This is a genomic window from Neobacillus driksii (assembly GCF_013409995.1).
Classification (GTDB): domain Bacteria; phylum Bacillota; class Bacilli; order Bacillales; family Cytobacillaceae; genus Neobacillus; species Neobacillus driksii.
In genome coordinates this window covers 174,895-191,706 of record NZ_JACCBX010000012.1, presented here as the reverse complement: position 1 = coordinate 191,706, position 16,812 = coordinate 174,895, and the positions used below count along the sequence as shown (strand labels likewise).

Genomic DNA, 16,812 nt, shown 5'->3' with positions numbered 1-16,812 from the left:
CTGGACGCCAGGGTTCTTTTTCATTTCAAATAATTTTCAAAAAGAACCTTTACATGATTTCTTTAAAATTGGAAAAATTAATCATATGATTATGTACTGGAGGAAAACATATGAGCTCATCTGAAAGCACCCACCATTTTCCTAGAACCTATTGGCGTGAAATAGAATTACCGACGTTTGAAAAATTAAATGAGGATACTACAGTTGACGTGGCAATTGTTGGTGCTGGGATAACAGGTATTACTGCCGCCTATTTGCTGGCCAAAGAAGGGGTAAAGGTCGCAATTATTGAAGCAGGCAGTGTGTTAAACGGGACAACAGGACATACAACAGCGAAGCTGACTGCTCAGCATGAATTAATTTACGATGAATTAATCAGTCATTTTGGCGAGGATAAGGCTAAGTTATATTTCGAGTCCACTTCTAGTGCGATTAAATTTGTTGAGAGAACATCAAATGAAAAAGGAATAGATTGTGATTTTAGCAAACAAGATGCGTTTGTTTATGCAACATCTGATCAGTATGATAAGAAACTTGAAACGGAAATGTCAGCTTATCAAAGGCTGGGGATTGATGGTGACTTAGTAGGAAACATTCCATTTGATATACAAATAAAGTCTGCGTTGTTAATGCGTAACCAGGCACAATACCATCCACTGAAATTTTTAAAAGGACTTTTAGAAGAGGCAATCAAGGCGGGGTGTAAGGTTTATGAAAATTCGGTTGCAGCAGGAATTGAGGATGTCGAATCTGCCCAGCCAAAAGTTAAGATTAAGGGGGGAAATAAAGTTGCATGTAAACAGGTGATTATTGCCTCCCATTTCCCATTTTATGATAAACCAGGTCTCTATTTTGCTAGAATGTACGCGGAAAGGTCTTACGCCATCGGGATTAAAACCAATAAGGAATATCCCGGCGGAATGTATATCAGTGCTGACAGTCCGTCACGCTCCATTCGCTATACACCGATTGATGGGGGAAATCTCCTTATACTTGGCGGCGAAAATCATAAGACAGGTCAGGGCGTTGATACGCTCAGTCACTATGTTGCACTTGAGAACTTTGCAAAAGATGTGTTTGACCTTTCTGAATATCACTACCGGTGGTCTGCACAGGATTTAGTGACATTGGACAAGGTGCCTTACATTGGTCCACTCACAAGAGATAAAGAGCATATTTTAGTTGCAACTGGTTATAAAAAGTGGGGAATGACTTCGGGAATTCTTGCAGCCCATCTCCTTACTGATTATGTATTAAATCGCGATAATCCCTATAAGGAATTGTATACTCCATCACGTTTTGATGCGGACCCAGATATTAAATCGTTTATTTCAACCAATGCGGACGTGGCCAAGCATATGATAAAAGGAAAACTTGAGTTTGTACCAAAGGATCCTGGGGATTTAGTGAATGGAGAAGGTTCTGTTGTCATGCATAAAGGGCAGCGTGCAGGCGCCTACAAGGATGAAAACGGAAAGCTGTACATTGTGGATACCACTTGTACGCATTTAGGCTGTGAATGTGAATGGAATCATGCAGAAAAATCATGGGATTGCCCGTGTCATGGTTCGCGATTTGCTTATGATGGAGCAGTAATCGAAGGACCAGCAAAAAAGGCACTAAAGAATGTGGCTGATGGACAATAAGATTCACGATATCTACACAATATTGGGAAATATCTACACCATACTCGTTTTATCTACACACTTCTAGATATATCTACAAATTATAAAGTTTATCTACACATTTTAGGAATATATCTACAAATTCACAAAAAATGAAACGCCTCCCTTGTCAGGAGGCGCTTTCTTTATTTTCCATGCGGACGGTTACGTTTTAATTTTTCTCCAGTTTCAAATTCAACCAGTTCTTCAGGCGTTCTCATTGCCTTTTTACGATTGTTATTTCGCTGGGCATTGGCGTTACCGAGTTTTTGTCTACCCATACTATCATCTCCTTTGTAGAGAATACATATAGTATGAGTGAAAATAATTGAAGTTATTCTCCCCTTAGAACTGGTGCTTTACGGAACTTTGTTAATTGTTCGAACGCAAAAGCCGCTTCAATCAGGGTTGGTTCACTATAGGCGCTTCCGGCAAAAGTAATTCCAACAGGTTCTCCTATAGTTGTATAACCAGCAGGTACTGCAATGGTCGGATAGCCAGCTTTCGCACTAATATGTGAGGCCTCTTCACTAGGAAACAGAATAACATCTAATTGATACTTCTCAAGCGCATAATCAATTCCTTGTTCGGTGGAATGATAAAGATCAAATTCCAACGAATTTACATAATCTGCTTCTGTTAAAGAACCACTAGTTGTAGCGGATTGAATCAGGACTTCCTGTCCATATTTAAGCATTGTTGCTTCATTTTCCTTATTAAATTGAATTAAATCATTCAATGATCTAATGGTTATAGATGGATGAAGATTGTTTAAATATGCGTTTAAGTCAGGTTTAAATTCATAGGTTAAAACGTCATACCGCCACTTGGCATTTGCAGATGGTATCTCTATATGTTCAAAGATCTCCGCACCCGCTGCCTCCAAAACAGCAACAGCATCATGGAAAATCTTAAGCATATCTTCACTTAAATGTTCGGTGAATCCAGCTAAGGCTATGCCTATCCGTTTCCCCTTGAGTCCATCTTTACGTAAATGTTCGGTAAAGTCTTTATCAGCTAGTGGATTCGTTTTGGTTATTGGATCTTCCTCATCTCTTCCTGTCAAAACATTCAAGAGAATAGCTGCGTCTCTAACAGTCCTAGCCATTGGTCCGGCTGTATCCTGAGTATGCGCAATCGGTATGATACCTCTCCTGCTGATTAGACCCACTGTCGGTTTAATTCCGACTAATGAGTTTTGGCAGGATGGATTCAAGATCGATCCAGATGTTTCTGTTCCAATCGCCGCAGCTGCCAAATTTGCAGCAATAGCAGCACCAGAACCTGAACTAGATCCTCCAGCATCAAATTGTCCTGGACCATAAGGATTTAATACCTGACCGCCGCGCGAGCTATAGCCACTTTTCATCCCATAAGCCATAAAGTTTGCCCACTCTGTCATATTGGTTTTACCAAGAATGACTGCTCCTGCTGCACGAAGCTGATCCGCCACATAAGAATCTCTTAACGCAATGGAATCCTTTAATGCTAATGAGCCAGCGCTTGTATGCATTTTATCTGCAGTATCAATATTGTCTTTAATTAAAATGGGAATACCGTGCAATAAACTGCGTGCTCCCGTCTCCTTCCGTTCAGCGTCAAGTGCAGATGCGATATGAAGCGCATCAGGGTTGACCTCAAGGATGGAGTGAATATTTTTATCATAAACAGAAATTCTATGTAGATACATCATTACAAGTTCTCTAGATGTAAGCTCTCCAGATGTCATTTTCTCATGCATTTGAGTGATCGTCGCTTCCTCAATCCAATGATCGAGATATTTCCTTAGCTTTGGATTTTCCATGTTTCTCCCCCCCCAATACCCTAAATTTTATAATAGAATGAAAAATCCAGCAATTAGAAAAAGCAGGGAATATTTCCCCTGCTTTTTTAACGACGAGCCTTTTGTTCTGGTTCAGCAATTTGCCCTTTAAAGAATATTCTTTTACTAGGCGTAACGTTTAACTCTTGACAGTAACGCTTTAATTCACGTTCTTCCCGTTCCGTTACTAAGGATATGACCGTACCATTTGCTCCCATTCTTCCTGTCCTGCCCGCTCGGTGAACATACTGAGCAATATCCCTAGGGAAATCCACATGAACAACATGAGTAACTCCTTGAATATCTAAACCACGTGCCGCAACATCAGTAGCAATCAACATTTTTGTTTTGCCATCACGGAAAGCCTTGAGCTCCGCCTGCCGTTCTAATTTCTTCATATCACTATGTAGAATTCCTGTTGATAACTCTTTGAAATTAAACTTTTCTTTAAAAACTTGAATTTCCCCAATATCATTAATGAATGCTAAGGCTTTAATGTTATCTAAACGAACGATTTTTTCCAGAAGCTTGATCTTATCTCTAGGTTCAGCAGTAAAATAGATATGCTCAACCTCTCCAGAGGAAGCCAGCTCATCCTTTTCTATTCGAAGAATTTCGGGCTCCTTCGTTATTTCCTTTGCCAATTTCTCAGTTCCAGCTTTCATCGTTGCTGAGAATAACACCACTTGGCGGTCACCCATCGTCGATTTCACAATATTTTGGACTGTGTTGAGGTGCTCAGGAATCAGCAACTGATCTCCCTCATCTAATACTACAAGCTTCACTTCGTGCATTTTTACTTTTTTCTGTTTGATCAGTTCAAATAACCTGCCCGGTGTAGCAAAAATGACATGAGGGCGCTTTTTTAATTTTTCAAGCTGGCGTTTTACATTGGCTCCGCCAATAATGGAGGTGCCTCTTATTCCGCTGCCTTCTGACCACTTTTGAAATTCCTGATAAACCTGCATAACCAATTCCTGCGATGACGCTAAAACTACAGCTTGGAGTGACTGTGAATTAGGTTCCACTTTATTTAATAAAGGCAATAAATAAGCAAGTGTCTTGCCTGTACCCGTTGGAGATTCTGCAATTAAGTCTTTTCCTTCAAGAATTAGCGGGATGGCTGTATCCTGAATCGAAGTAGGCTGTTGAAATCCGGACTTTCCCCAGTTTTCCTGTAAAAAAGGGCTTAAGGTATTTAACATATTTGACTCCTTTTTTTATCTCATTTCTACATATTATATCCACACATGACATTGATACTAACCTATTTACTAAAATGTGTCCATAAAAAACCCATTCCTAAGCATGGAATGGGTCTTGGCTTCAATTCACATATTAATCAAATGTTCGGATTGCCAATTTATGAATGGTGGAATTTATTTCTTCCGTTTCTATGATTGCTTCATTATAGTCGATTTCAATTTTTCCACTTCCAGCTAATATCCTTACCTTTTCAATTCCATTAAATCTTTTTATTTTCCTTTTAATTTTCCCAATACATCCTGAGCAGGCCACATCATTTAAAGATAATTGTATCATACTCACCTTGAATATCCCCTTTCGATAATGGCAATTCTAACAATACATTTATCTATATTTCATTCATTTTTATCGCCATCAATCGGAAGTGCGCAGGTTCTACTTCGTTGACGATTGCATTCATTCCCAAAGATTGAAAAGTTGCTGCTAATGGCTCTCCAGGGTGAGGTAAATGAATTTCAAATATCGTCCCAACAGGTGCTGTTTTTACAAAATTTAAGATTTCCCTGCGTGGATGTTCTCCCTTTAAGACCCTCTCACGAATATCTATAACGGCTCTTTGTCCTTCTATTTGAAAACTGCTCATCACTTCATCTCCTCATGATTATGATTTTCACCAAGTGTAGCATCCTTTTCAAATTAAAGAATTGATTTAAATCACGCATAGGTATGTTCTTAATAGGGCTCGGTTACTAAATGCCTTAAGGATAATAAAAAGCCATTTTTGAACGTATTGTGAACATTACCTTTAATTTGATATAAGCCTTTTGATTTAATGGTAGAATGAAGAACAGCAAGATAACAATATATCGGAGTTGAAAATGATGTTAAATAAAATTGCTCTACTCTCCACTTTGTTACTCTTTATTTTTGGAGCAAATGTATTTGCACATTCCCATTTGGAAGAGTCTACCCCCAAAAATGGAGAGATCATAACTCAGTCACTCAAGGATATCACGCTTACTTTTGAAACAGCATTAGAACCAACTAGTTCATTTACATTAATCGATGGTAATCATACAGCTATTCCACTTTCTACTGTTTCAATTACCGGTAATCAATTAATCGCCAATGTAGAAGACGACCTTACAAATGGAGCTTACACCATTCATTGGAAAATAATTGGGGAAGATGGTCATCCTCTTGAGGGCGATATTCCCTTCACAATGAACCTTCCTGAGAATGCTGCACCTCCAGAACAAACTGGATCAGAACTATCTACTACTGATGCGACCACTGCCGAAACAACAGCTGTTGCAGACACAGAAACGGTACTGAAGGATCAAGCAATTGAGGTAAATGAGGCTTCTTTAGATGAACCTGGTATCATGAATTATGTACTGCCAGCAATTATTGGTTTGATTATTGTTTTAGGCTTCGGAAGCTATTGGTTAATTTTTAGGAGGAAACAAGTCTAGATGTTTATTGCAGGCATTGTAAGTGAGGCTTTACTTTATAGTAGTTTTTCATTGCTACTAGGAAGCTTTATTCTTAATCTTGTACCCAAATCGGTACGACCGGAAATTAAGATTCCCAAATTTGTACTATTGGGTGCAGCGTTAGGAATTGCTATATTTTCATTTTTACCGGTGTTAAAAATTGTTTTATATTTATATGAAGACCTAGGTTTAGGCTATACCCTTCAGTCTGTGTTAACCAATTTCGAGGTTGGTAAGACATGGATTAGTACGGGGATTATTTCGTTAATTCTATTTATTTATCTGATTCCAATTAGGCTTGAACAAAAACCATTATTCTCTTTGACTGGCCTAGTATTTACGCTTATCTTAATTGCTTTCCTTGGCTGGTCAAGTCACGCAGCTTCATTATCGAAAATGGCGGGTTTTCTTACACACACCGCTCACTTTTTGGCCATTACAACTTGGGTTGGAATTTTGTTGGTGGTAAGCTGGTTTTCACAGAACCATGAAAATTGGTTGAAATTCTTAAAGTGGTTTTCGCCGCTTGCTAGTTTATGTTTAATTGCCACGACCATAACAGGAATATCATTAATGACCTTTCATATGGAACTGTCCGATTATGTTAGTGTAACAGCAATCCCCTATGGTCAGACATTATTAATCAAACACATTGCAATTTTGCCATTACTAGCTTTTGCCTTTATCAATAGCTTTTTGATTCGGAAGAGACTCATGAATGATCCTTCTTTTAATCCGCTGCCATGGGCGAAGCTGGAAAGTATGATTGTTTTGCTTGTTTTTTCGATTACGGGTGCCCTGGGACAAGCTTCACCACCGCATGAACTAAGTTCGATGATTAGAGCAGAAGGTGCGTCTAAGCTATTTTCCTTTTTTCACCCAGGTGAAATAAACTTCCCTATTACTTTTTCTCCAGGGATTGTTTCAATCATCCTATTTCTAATTGCTATTCTTTTTTTATCGTTGGTTATTGTATCTTTTATAAAAAAAGCTCCAAAAGCTTTGGCATTAGTGATGAGTTTACTATTTATCCTTTCAGGCTATATAGGTTTTATGTTAAGTCTTTCATAAATGAAGCAGCGGAAATTAATTCCGCTGCTATTTTTAGATTGTACGTAATACTGCCCTTACCGGACTTCCATCTCCTTCAACCAATGGCAGCGGCAAAGCAATCAATTCATAATCACCAGGTTCTACTTTATCTAAAAAGACTGATTCAAGAATGTGAATCCCATTTTCATTTAAACGATGGTGAGCATGAAGGTCTTTACTGTCAATTGGGTCGACAGATGGAACATCTACCCCAATCAGTCTAATTCCCTTCTCTGCTAGGAATGGACCAAGATCAGCTTCCAAATGGGGTATTTTTACTGGAAATTCAGAAGCATTTTGCCATGAGAGGGTTCGAAACAACACTCTTTTCATTCCATTTAAATCTACACCCTCTAAATCCTTAACTCCTATACTTTCCTTCCCAGTCATATCGAGAACCCTTACAGGACCAATATATAATTCGAGATCCAAGTCAATAATCTTTTTTCCATCATCATCGAAATGAAAAGGTGCATCAACATGCGTCCCTGTATGTGTACTCATTGTAAGAGTCCCTACGTTTACAGAACCGCTTTCTGCTTTGGACCACGACACCTCATAGTGAAAGGCTGTATCACCTGGCCAAACTGGCATTCCATTTTCAAGCCTTCTAGAAATATCAATTATTTTCATTCAACCACTCCCTAGGGCAGCATTTTAGTAGCCTATGTTAAAAATATATCGCTGTCCTGTTTCTGTCAATTAATGAAAGGAGCGCCAAAAAATTCCATCGTGATCGATCATGCTGCTTAGATCATGAAACGGAATCGTAAAGGTTGGAAACCCAGCAGCATAAGGGGCAATCTCGTATGGTTCAAAATAAATATTCAACGCCCCTTCGCTGATAAAGAAGGACTGGTCTGCTTTGATACCCTTATACGTATCCGGAAAAACATAGGAATATTGTTCGTCGTTTTTAATTTTTTCTCCAATCATTTCACTGATCACTTTTACATAATCTGCTTCTCGCTTAAACAACTCTTTAAGTTGATAAAACCTTCCCGTTTTTAGGTCAATATGGGCATATTTTTTTACAGGCATTCCATGTGCTGCACCAAAAGGATAATCATAGCCATTTATCTCCAAGACTACTAGGTTATTTTTATAAAAACTTACGTCGAAATCACCTGCGTAGCTTGATTCCAACTGTGTATGCTGAGGGATTGCCTTGACTCCAGAAAGTTCCTTCAATGTTTGATTTACGCTCTCCGGAGAGCTAACCCCCGTTAACTGTGGATAATAAACTAAATAATCCTTATTTGGTTTGAATTTGTTTTCGGTTACGGAATAATCCGCTTTTAAAGGAATGATTGTATTTTGTTTCCAAACTAACGTGCCTTTTTTATCAAAATAGAGAATGCGGAGATCGATATCTCCCTTAATTAAGGATTTATTAAATGCTAATGTACCACTGCCATGAATCATTGGAAGATGGTTCAAGCGCTGACCACGCTTATCTATAAAGAAAGTCATTTCGTCATTGTATGCCGAGGCCACTCCATCCTTGTATTCGGAGACACCATTATAGATAAACCCAGTATAAATATGACCGTCAGCATCAGCTATTGCATACTTTTGAAAAAGATATGGCCTTTCTGGATCTTGTGCTTTCCCCAGTGCATATCGATTCTCTCCAAGGTTTAGTAAACTAGAATACTGGGGTTTTATGATATATTTCCCCTGCCTATCTATCAGGCCATAATGATTATTTTCAACATTCACAATTGCTCTGTCTTCAACAAACGGCTGTGTTCCAATAAATTGTGGTTCAATCAATACTTTACCTGATTCGTCCATGTATCCCCATTTTCCATCGTTACTTTTTCGAAATGCCAGCATACCCTCACCATAATCGTCGACAAATGGAAAAGAGTATGAATGTAGTACTTTTCCTGTAAGATCAATGAGTGAATAGCTGCCCTCTTTTATTTTTACAAGGGCTTTTCCGTGTTCAAAATCACTGGCAGATTCATAGGACAGCGAAATGACTTCATTGCCTCTCCTATTTAAATATCCATATAAATAGTTGCCCTGCTCATTTGTATTGGCAGCTGCTGCTCTGCCTTCCTGAAAATCTCCGATAAAGGAATACGCCTTTGAAGTAATTTCCTTCCCACTTTCATCCAATACTTTAAAGCCTTCGTGATCGATAGCTGTGGCACGACCTTCTGAAAAAGGGATGATTGTTTCATACTTTGGTTTCACAATAAAATATCCGTCAGTGTTAATAATACCTGTAAGATTGTTTAATTGGATGATGGCTAAACCATTTTCCTGAAAATCACGAGCCATTTCATATTTGGGAGGGAGAATAAAAGCCCCCTTTTCATTGATGTATCCCCACTTACCGCCGCCAATATCTTTCACTTCTGCTGGAAAAAGGTAAACCATTCTTGATAGGGAAAGCAGGTAGGTAATCCAATTTTCCTGTTCTGTATTTCTTCTAGACATCCGTACTACCCCATTTTATTTTTTATTATATATATGAAAAAATGGGCGGGATGTAGCTTATCTTCCATCACATACAAAAAAGAATCTATTTTGACCAATGAGGCTTCAAAATAGATTCTTCCTGTTTTTTTAAATAAATACGTAATTTTGCTGCAATTCTCTTTGGATATTTTCTTTTGTTTTTAAAATAGCTTGGATGATTTGGTCTTTTACTTCAGGCGAAATGCGGTAGGCTGGTACGCTGACGCTAAAAGCACCGTATGTTTGGTTATTCATTACCAGTGATACACCTAAACAATAGACGTCCTTTTCACCTTCACTGTCGTCAATTGCATAACCATTTCTTTTTACGTCTTCTAACTGTTTTAATAGATTCTCCGGATTCGTAATTGTCGTTTCTGTTATGGGTTTTAGCTCCACTCGGTTCAAATAAGCGGCTTTTTCACTTTCCGCCATTTCTGAAAGTACGGCTTTCCCCATTGCAGAACAATAAAGAGGCTTCGATAAACCAATCCTTGAATTTAAACAGACAATCGGCTTTTTCGTCTCCAACTTGTTAACAGTTAGGATTTCATCGCCTTCTAAAATGCCTAAGTGAATCGTTTCATCTAAACTATTTTGCAGGTCTTTTAAATATGGATAAGAAATTTTTGAAATGTCTAAATCAGCAAGATATTTATTTGCGTATTTGATTAGGGCACTGCCAAGCCCAAATTTTTTCGTTTCAGGATGTTTTTTTACATAACCAATTAGAAGAAGGGTGTCTAATATCTTTAAGGCCGTTGAACTCGTTAATCCTGTTTCTTGTGCAATCACGTTTAATGCTTGCGGTTCTTTCTTTGCTGACAGAAAATCAAGGATACTTGAAGCCTTTATTAGAACAGTACCATATGGCTGCTTTGCATTCTCCATTATGTTACCTCCCTTCATCTTTTTAAACTTATTATAATATAATAACTAGCGAACGAGCCAGCCGCCATCTACTGGAATAATGGCTCCATTCATATAATCAGAACCTCTGCTTGCAAGGAAGACCACAACACTTTTCAGGTCTTCTGGAGTTGCCCAACGACCAGCTGGGATACGGGCAGTAATCTCTGCATGACGAACTTCATCCTCACGAATCGGTGCTGTATTTTTGGTTTCAACATAACCAGGCGCAATGGCATTAATTTGAATGCCTTTTATCGCTAACTCATTCGCAAACGCCTTCGTTAAACCAGCGACACCATGCTTGCTGGCTGTATAGGATGGTACAAATTTACCCCCTTGGAATGACAGCATAGAAGCAACATTGATGATTTTTCCACTGCCTTGTTCCGCCATTACTTTTGCAGCTTCCTGGCTTAAAAAGTAAACAGCATTTAGATTAATATCCATGACTGCATCCCAATCTTCTTCCTTATATTCAAGAAGAGGCGAACGGCGAATAGTACCTGCGTTATTAACTAATATATCTATTCTTCCGTATGTTTCTAAGCATTTTGCAACGATATCTTTTGAAACTTGTTTATCTGTTAAATCACCTTGGAAAAACGCTACGCGGCGTCCTTCTTTTTCAATCAGTTCTTTTGTTTCTCCCCAATTGTTCCCATGAGTGGTGATAAAGAGGTCCGCACCTGCTTTTGCCAACGCAACCGCAAAGCCTTGCCCAATTCCTGTGTTTCCCCCAGTTACGATGGCGACTTTACCATCTAATTTAAAATAATCTAATGAAAATTGTTGTGAGTTATTCCCCATTATATAATCCCCCTTGTTAATGAAGTATGTAAAAAGAACTCGATTAACGAGTTATTTCAATTCCTTCATTGGAACCATGTCCATATCATTGTAAGTAATGTTTTCTCCGCACATTGCCCAAATGAAAGTATAATCACTTGAACCTACTCCAGTATGGATCGACCAGCTTGGAGAAATAGCAGCCTGCTCATTTGCAATAACTAGGTGTTTGGTTTCATCCGGTTTACCCATGAAATGGAAAACGCGGGTATCTTCTTTCATATCAAAATAAAGGTATGTTTCCATACGGCGTTCATGTGTATGACAAGGCATTGTATTCCATGCACTTCCTGGAGTTAGAATAGTATAACCCATTTGAAGTTGACAGCTTTGACATACATTTGGGTGAATATATTGATAAATGGAACGATGATTTAATGTTGCTGAATCGCCTGTTACCATTGGTTCAATTTTATCGATACTAATTTTTACATTTGGGTATTTATGATGTGCCGGTACAGACACTGTATAGAATTTTGCTGGATTAGACGGATCTTCTGATTTAAATTGGAGATCCTTTGTTTCTTTTCCAATGTAATAACCATCTTGCTTTTTCATTGGTTCTTCTGTGCCCTCGATAACGATTGATCCTGGTCCTCCAATATTAATAACACCAAGTTCACGTCGCTCTAAGAAATATGTAACTCCTAATTCTGTAGAAAGTTCAATAGTTAGCGGCTTATCTGTTGGTGTAACACCGCCAAAAATCATCCTGTCGTTATGTGTATACGTTAATCTTACTTCTCCTGGAACAAAAATACTTTCTACTAAAAATTCCTTGCGCAATTGTTCTGTAGAATAATGACGAATATCTTCTGGACTATGTGTGTAACGAGTTTCCATTTTTTTCACTCCTGTTATCGAATTATTTTTGTAATACCGTTTTCCATTAGTATAGGCAGGTTTCAAACTTGAGTAAGCGGTTGCAAATAGTACTACAATCTTACATCTACACTATAAGTAATCCATGCAGAATACTTTTTTCAAGTTTAAACGTTACCCATGATTTCCAAATAGGAAATGTTGTTGTTTATTTGGAAATCTATATTCTTATTATATTGGACATATTTTGGTTTTTCAACCGCATTTTATAAAATACTCAGAAAAATGAGGATAAAAAAATAACCTGTGCGTTTAAACAGGTTATGATGATCTATTAATCTATATTATTCGCTTCAGGAATGAGGATTTTCCATTCCTCATAGCTGATAATCGTTTCCCAATGCCCTGTAAGTTTTGCATAGCCAATAATTAAGAAGAAAGCCACAAAGAACGACACCGGTATAAACCATTTACTCACTTTTTTATTCCCAACGGTCATATTCAGGGTGTCCTTCACTGGGCATGCTTCCACACAAGCCATACAGGCCGTACAATTTAAATTATTGACGGTTTCTACTTTGTGCACCTTTATTCTTGAAGGGCATACCTTCGTACACATTTCACAGTTAGTACAGGTCTCTTCATTTCTACGGACCTTTGAAATTCTAAAGATCGAGCCAAGCCCGATGAACGCTCCGTATGGGCAAAGAAATCGGCACCAGAAATTCCTAAAGAACAAGGAAAGCATAACCATTACGATAAGAAATCCTAAGCCAAAACCACTGATATCTAAGAAAAATGTCAGCATTTTTATATCCGAGATTTTGTTATATGGTTCATTTAAAAAGGCAATCGCACCATATGTAGGCATTACAATAACCATCCCCAAAAAGAACAGCAACAATAAGTATTTAATGGGGGTTAGCAGCCAAACAAGCCATGTTGGTACTTCAAAATTTCTTTTAAACAATTTTTTCCCCAATCTTGAAATCCATTCACTGACTGTTCCAACTGGGCAAATCCAGCTGCAAAAAGATCTTCTGAAAATGATAGCACCACCAACAAAAAAACTTAACAAAACAAGTCCTGCAGGATGGATGACATCAAAATCTCCAGTGGCAAGCCAAACCTTCAAGGCCATTAGGGCACTAATCGGCAGAAACCCTTCCACCGCAGCTGGTCTCTCAACAAAAGATGCTTCCCCAAGGGTTTCAAAATGCATATAAAATTGATAAAAACGAATACCAACATATAGTAAAAACAACAGGAATACTGCTTGAACCACGTTTCTTGTTATTTGAACCGGCTTTCTCTTCAGCTGTTTCTTATACCAGTTCTTTGACTTCATTACGACTCCTCCAATCTTCATCACCCTTAATATAAGGAACGAAGTAAAACGGGGGATGTGATAAAAGTCATCGAGATTACCGTTTTCATAAAGAATTCACAACCGTATTCTTAAAAAAGACAAAAATGGTTTGTTGATTCTTTAGATATCTACGCATTTTTTTATTTATCTACACAATTTGAGAATTTATCTACACAATTTGAGATTTTATCTACACAAATTGAGAATTTATCTACACAAAGTAAGGATATATCTACACACTTTAAAAATATATCTACAAATCAGTCTAGCGTTCTACACCAAATACGATATTGTTTTGTTTCCTCGCTTCTTCCGTTACTTTTAGCACGATCTGACTCATATCCTTTAACTTCTCATATCGATGATCATCATTTGTTTCAATAATCTCAGCGATGTTTATGCACTCATAGACCATGTTTTTATCTTCTTGACCAACGCTTAAAATTTCGCTCTCTTTCGTATGACTGTCGATGAATTTTATTTCAGATATCGGTGCTGCATCCTCAAGGACGAAGGAACCCTTTTCACCATGGATTTCACATGGCATAACTGAATGTGAAATTTTCGAGCAAAGAATAGTACAGACAAAGTCTTGATACTCTAACAGTAGCGTACCACTGCCATCAACTCCGCTTGACAGGATCACGGGATGGTAGGAAACATTTTTCGGCTCCCCAAAAAGCCCAACAGCTAAATACAGTGGATAAACCCCTAGATCAACCAGGGCACCTCCAGAAAAAGTACTAGAGAAGATATTTGGGTTCTCTCCTCTTAAAAACGCATCGTATCTAGAAGAATACTGTATATATAGCAGCATGGCGCTTCTTAGATTGCCTGCCAGATGAATTTTTTCCTTAAGTATTTGAAAGTTCGGAGTATGAATATTTCGAATCGCCTCAAATAAATAAACCCCATTTTCCTCAGCCGTTTGATAAGCGATTTCTAGTTCAGCTGGATTTGAAAAAATCGGTTTTTCACAAATAACATGTTTTTTATTTTTTAAAAAGGTAAGTGCTTGTTGGAAATGGACAGAATTAGGAGAAGCAATATAGACAGCCTGTATCTCTGAACTTTTTGCCATTTCCTCTAAATCTGAAAAGTAGTGTTCTGCGTTATATGTATGTGCCAGTTCTTTTGCTTTCTCTTCTGTCCGGGAGTAGACCGCGGTTAACTTTAGTTTTCCGCTTAACTGCGCTGCCTCGATAAAGGCGGCTGTAATCCACCCTGTTCCCACTGTACCTAAATTAATCATATAAAATCCCCTTCCATTCCTTCTATAAGCATATATTGTAGCCTTTTTGCTTTCTTTTTGCCAATTCCACTATTTTTCTTTTGAATAGTTGGGTACAATGGAAAAATATCATTATTTATGTTATTTATTAAATAGTATAGTTGAGAAATGAGGTTGAATAGAGTGGAAAATCTAAGTTCTAATTTTATAAAAGATGTTATGATTAAGGATTTGGAATCAGGTAAGCATGATAAAATTATCACTCGTTTCCCTCCAGAGCCAAACGGATATTTACATATCGGCCATGCTAAATCCATTATCATTAACTTTGGATTAGCTGATGAATTTAACGGAAAAACCAATTTACGATTTGATGACACCAATCCGTTAAAAGAAGATGTTGAATATGTAAACTCGATTAAAGAAGATGTAAAATGGCTTGGATTCGAGTGGGATAACTTATTCTTTGCTTCTGATTATTTTGAAGAAATGTACAAACGTGCGGTGCTATTAATTAAAAAGGGACTAGCATACGTGGATGACCTATCCGCTGACGAAATCCGTGAATACCGCGGCACATTGACCTCTCCCGGTAAAGAGAGCCCGTATCGCGATCGTTCAGTTGAGGAAAATCTAGATTTATTTGAACGGATGCGTAATGGCGAATTTGAAAATGGACAAAAAGTTCTTCGTGCCAAAATTGATATGAAGTCTCCTAATATCAATTTACGTGATCCTGTCATTTATCGAATTTCTCACGCTACACATCATAACACCGGTGATAAGTGGTGTATCTATCCGATGTATGCATTTGCACACCCTCTTGAGGATGCGATTGAGGACGTAACCCATTCGATTTGTACAGTGGAGTTTGAAGACCAACGGCCACTTTATAACTGGGTAGTCGAACAATGTGAAATGGAGAGTACACCGCAGCAAATTGAATTTGGCCGCTTAAACGTGACGAACACGGTAATGAGCAAGCGGAAACTAAAGCAGCTTGTTGATGAAGGGTTTGTTGATGGCTGGGATGACCCGCGGATGCCAACTATTTCTGGAATGAGACGCAAAGGATTTACCCCTGAATCCATCCGTAATTTCGTTCGCGAAACAGGTGTATCGAAAGGTTCAGGAGCAGTTGATTCACAAATGCTCGAACACTTTGTCAGAGAAGACTTAAAGTTAAAGGCACCGCGGACAATGGGAATTCTAAATCCTTTAAAAGTTGTCATTACAAATTACCCAGAAGGTCAAATAGAGTTACTTGACGCTGAGATTAATCCTGAGGTTCCAGAAATGGGCATGCGGAAAATTCCATTTTCTCGTGAAATTTATATTGAGAAAGACGATTTCATGGAAAATCCTCCGGCTAAATACTTCCGTCTCTTCCCTGGTAATGAAGTTCGCCTAAAACATGCCTATTTTATCAAATGTGAAGAAGTAATCAAGGATATACACGGAGAAGTTATTGAGCTGCGCTGCACCTATGACCCATTAACCAAAAGCGGTACTGGCTTCACCGGTCGCAAGGTAAAGGGAACGATTCATTGGGTAGAAGCTACAAATTCTGTTCCAGCAGAATTTCGTCTATACGAACCATTAATTCTTGATAATACTGATGAGGATACTGCTGAAGAGGGAAAGACCTTCCTCGACAACGTAAATCCAGAATCACTTGTGGTATTACAGGGATTTGTCGAGCCTAACATGAGAGAAAGCAGGCCACACGATAAATTTCAATTCTTTAGGCATGGATATTTCAACGTAGATCCTAAACATACGACAGTGGATAAACTGGTCTTTAACCGAATTGTATCTTTAAAAAGTTCCTTTAAGATATAAAAAAAAATGCTTCAGCCGCTTGGCGCTGAAGCTAGAGA

16 protein-coding genes are annotated in these 16,812 nt (G+C 38.2%); 4 read left to right on the top strand and 12 right to left on the bottom strand.

The features are described 5' to 3' along the window. Positions 1–110 precede the first annotated feature (110 nt). Entirely contained in the window at positions 111–1,646 is a 1,536-nt protein-coding gene (locus F4694_RS24420) for an FAD-dependent oxidoreductase (RefSeq protein ID WP_179602510.1), read from the top strand. A 164-nt stretch (positions 1,647–1,810) separates the two neighbouring features. Here F4694_RS24420 and F4694_RS32440 read toward each other — a convergent pair whose 3' ends face one another. From F4694_RS32440 to F4694_RS24400, 5 genes are all read right to left on the bottom strand, one after another. Further along, a complete protein-coding gene (locus F4694_RS32440; RefSeq protein WP_257029373.1) occupies positions 1,811–1,945 on the bottom strand; it encodes a hypothetical protein in 135 nt (44 codons plus the stop codon). 53 nt (positions 1,946–1,998) lie between these two features. Next, positions 1,999–3,468, bottom strand: a complete 1,470-nt coding sequence (locus tag F4694_RS24415; RefSeq protein WP_179602509.1) for an amidase family protein — start codon at positions 3,466–3,468, stop codon at positions 1,999–2,001. 86 nt (positions 3,469–3,554) lie between these two features. Beyond that, positions 3,555–4,691, bottom strand: coding sequence for a DEAD/DEAH box helicase (locus F4694_RS24410; protein WP_179602508.1), 1,137 nt, complete (start codon positions 4,689–4,691; stop codon positions 3,555–3,557). 133 nt (positions 4,692–4,824) lie between these two features. Further along, on the bottom strand, positions 4,825–5,028 hold the full coding sequence (locus F4694_RS24405) for a heavy-metal-associated domain-containing protein (protein ID WP_257029377.1): 204 nt from the start codon (positions 5,026–5,028) through the stop codon (positions 4,825–4,827). Positions 5,029–5,080: 52 nt separating this feature from the next. Beyond that, entirely contained in the window at positions 5,081–5,335 is a 255-nt protein-coding gene (locus tag F4694_RS24400) for an amino acid decarboxylase (protein ID WP_179602506.1), read from the bottom strand. Between the two features lie 235 nt (positions 5,336–5,570). Between F4694_RS24400 and F4694_RS24395 the strand changes: the two genes are divergently transcribed. Further along, positions 5,571–6,167 (top strand): copper resistance CopC family protein, encoded by a 597-nt coding sequence (locus F4694_RS24395; RefSeq protein WP_179602505.1) that lies wholly within the window; start codon positions 5,571–5,573, stop codon positions 6,165–6,167. Further along, on the top strand, positions 6,168–7,259 hold the full coding sequence (locus tag F4694_RS24390) for a copper resistance D family protein (RefSeq protein ID WP_179602504.1): 1,092 nt from the start codon (positions 6,168–6,170) through the stop codon (positions 7,257–7,259). It begins immediately after the preceding gene. 33 nt (positions 7,260–7,292) lie between these two features. Here F4694_RS24390 and kynB read toward each other — a convergent pair whose 3' ends face one another. The 7 genes from kynB to F4694_RS24355 form a co-directional block, all read right to left on the bottom strand. Beyond that, complete coding sequence (gene kynB / locus F4694_RS24385; protein ID WP_179602503.1) at positions 7,293–7,913, bottom strand: arylformamidase; 621 nt, start codon at positions 7,911–7,913, stop codon at positions 7,293–7,295. Positions 7,914–7,982: 69 nt separating this feature from the next. Next, positions 7,983–9,731: a WG repeat-containing protein gene (locus F4694_RS24380; protein ID WP_179602502.1), complete on the bottom strand. Its 1,749-nt coding sequence runs from the start codon at positions 9,729–9,731 to the stop codon at positions 7,983–7,985. Positions 9,732–9,860: 129 nt separating this feature from the next. Next, on the bottom strand, positions 9,861–10,643 hold the full coding sequence (locus F4694_RS24375; protein WP_179602501.1) for an IclR family transcriptional regulator: 783 nt from the start codon (positions 10,641–10,643) through the stop codon (positions 9,861–9,863). Between the two features lie 45 nt (positions 10,644–10,688). After that, positions 10,689–11,471, bottom strand: a complete 783-nt coding sequence (gene kduD, locus F4694_RS24370; RefSeq protein WP_179602500.1) for a 2-dehydro-3-deoxy-D-gluconate 5-dehydrogenase KduD — start codon at positions 11,469–11,471, stop codon at positions 10,689–10,691. Between the two features lie 51 nt (positions 11,472–11,522). Further along, entirely contained in the window at positions 11,523–12,353 is an 831-nt protein-coding gene (kduI, locus tag F4694_RS24365) for a 5-dehydro-4-deoxy-D-glucuronate isomerase (RefSeq protein WP_179602499.1), read from the bottom strand. A gap of 313 nt (positions 12,354–12,666) precedes the next feature. Next, positions 12,667–13,680: a 4Fe-4S binding protein gene (locus F4694_RS24360; protein ID WP_179602498.1), complete on the bottom strand. Its 1,014-nt coding sequence runs from the start codon at positions 13,678–13,680 to the stop codon at positions 12,667–12,669. Positions 13,681–13,966: 286 nt separating this feature from the next. Next, a complete protein-coding gene (locus F4694_RS24355) occupies positions 13,967–14,950 on the bottom strand; it encodes a Gfo/Idh/MocA family protein (RefSeq protein ID WP_179602544.1) in 984 nt (327 codons plus the stop codon). A gap of 165 nt (positions 14,951–15,115) precedes the next feature. Between F4694_RS24355 and F4694_RS24350 the strand changes: the two genes are divergently transcribed. Next, entirely contained in the window at positions 15,116–16,774 is a 1,659-nt protein-coding gene (locus tag F4694_RS24350; protein ID WP_179602497.1) for a glutamine--tRNA ligase/YqeY domain fusion protein, read from the top strand. Positions 16,775–16,812: the final 38 nt, after the last annotated feature.